General features: G+C 39.9%; 1 protein-coding gene. It reads right to left on the bottom strand.

Annotated features, from left to right (window positions below; translation table 11 throughout):
• Positions 1 to 418: 418 nt before the first annotated feature.
• Positions 419 to 1,705, bottom strand: a complete 1,287-nt coding sequence (locus ACFO3P_RS14550; protein WP_193065567.1) for an IS110 family RNA-guided transposase — start codon at positions 1,703 to 1,705, stop codon at positions 419 to 421.
• Between the last annotated feature and the right edge of the window lie 136 nt (positions 1,706 to 1,841).

Genomic DNA, 1,841 nt, shown 5'->3' with positions numbered 1-1,841 from the left:
TCCTCCCTCAATATACTTTCATTTTCTTAAAATATCGCTGTTTTTCTCTAATTTTCATTGATTAATATTAAAAACATTAGGTAAGTCAAGGAATATACCTCCATTATAGGATTATTTTGGTATAATTTAATGCGCTTTAATAAACCTAGTGATTAATTTTCCAAAAACTGGGTACATATTCTCCTATAATCGCACCTTGGAGCTCCACATCAAACATGGTGGTGGACCCTCCCATTTCTCACGGCGTCAATGCGCGTACATTCCTTCGTTCGACCTTACCATGTGTGGATGCCGGAAATGCTTTCTAAGTGGGTCTATGCCCTAACGGAGTGAATATCGACCGGCTAATCCGTGCTTCGAATGTAATAAATATCAATATGAATAATAAATAACGTATATTTTGGTTTTCATGTATTCCTTAAGCTGTTTCCTGTAACTTATTCAATGATGGAATGTCTTTCATCATACGTGATTCGTCAAAAGAACAATGGCGCGTACCTATGACAAAAAATACCTTAATCAATTTCCGACTAAGTGCCACAAAGGATTGCTTTCCTGTGAGTGGATTATCTGGTCGGTTTTTATAATAATTGTGCAGTTGTTTAAAGCCTTCATTATGAATCGATAAAGGGCGTGCAACTTGATATAACAGAGATCTTAATCGACGGCGGCCACGTTTGGTGATGGTTGTTTGACCTTTAAATATTCCAGATTGGTTCATCTTGAGATTGATTCCCGCTAATTTAATAATTTGACGTGGATCTCGATAATTGGATAAGTCTCCAACCTCGGCGTAAAAGCCGGCAACCGTCATAGAACTAACCCCTTTTATTTCCATCATTTGACTGGCTCCAGGAACGTGAAGAACAAGATCTTCAAGCAGTGCCTCATGGGCTTCGATGCGTTCCTGTATAGTCTGATATTGATCGATTAAATAGGCCATTTCCTGACGTGCCATCGTTAAACCAACTGTTAAACCGACACTTGTCTCAGCTACACGTTTAAGCTCCTGGATGCGTTTGATTCCAACACCACGTTTAGCAGCCCGTTTGACCTCTGCCATTAATTCTTCCTCAGAGCTTGATTGAATATCCTTTGGCAGATAGCCCTTTTTTAAAAAGTGAAGGGCTGCTTTCCCGGTCCAATCTTTAAAAACGGTTAGAAACTCTGGGAAATAGCGATCCAATACATTGTGTACTTGTGCTTTTATAGACGACAAATCTTCCTGCATCATGTCGTGTAGTTTTATTCCTTCACGCAATTCAGCGTAGATACCTTCTAATAATAACGGTTCATTATACCTGCCAGCACGAACGACCTGTGCAATCACTTTGGCATCCTTTGTGTCATTTTTGGTTGGGGAATCATCATCCAATTCCTTGGTGCGTTTCACTTTCATCGGATTAACGACAACAGCACGTAGCCCTTGCGCTTTTAAATGGTAAGCCAAATTCAGCCAATAATGACCTGTTGGCTCCATTCCTAGAATAAGGCTGTGCCGATCTGTCTTTTCTAAAAGATCATTGGCCCAGTCAAGCAATTGCTTAAATCCTGCCAAATTATTCGTAAACACTAATCGTTTCGATAAATCACGACCTCGGTCGTCAATGGCACGAGCAACATGCTTGTGCTTTGCGATATCTATACCGATGATGATTGTTTCTTCTGTTATTTGCGCTAATCGTTCATTTTGTGTAAAATCCATAGTAGGAATCCTCCTTTGGTATTCAATTCGAGGTCACCGCGATGACACTCTCTATACTACCAAGGGGGATTCTTTTCTGTAAAATTGATTCTACGCTCATTTCCCCTCATATTTCTTCATTACAGGAATGCTTTCT

This window comes from Oceanobacillus aidingensis (assembly GCF_042654105.1).
GTDB lineage: Bacteria > Bacillota > Bacilli > Bacillales > Amphibacillaceae > Oceanobacillus > Oceanobacillus oncorhynchi.
Note: the sequence above shows the minus strand (reverse complement) of the source record. Positions and strands in the feature narration are given on the sequence as shown.

Bases quoted from the DNA above. Each gene is read 5' to 3' on its own strand.
- ACFO3P_RS14550 (WP_193065567.1), bottom strand. From the start codon at position 1,705: ATGGATTTTACACAAAATGAACGATTAGCGCAAATAACAGAAGAAACA.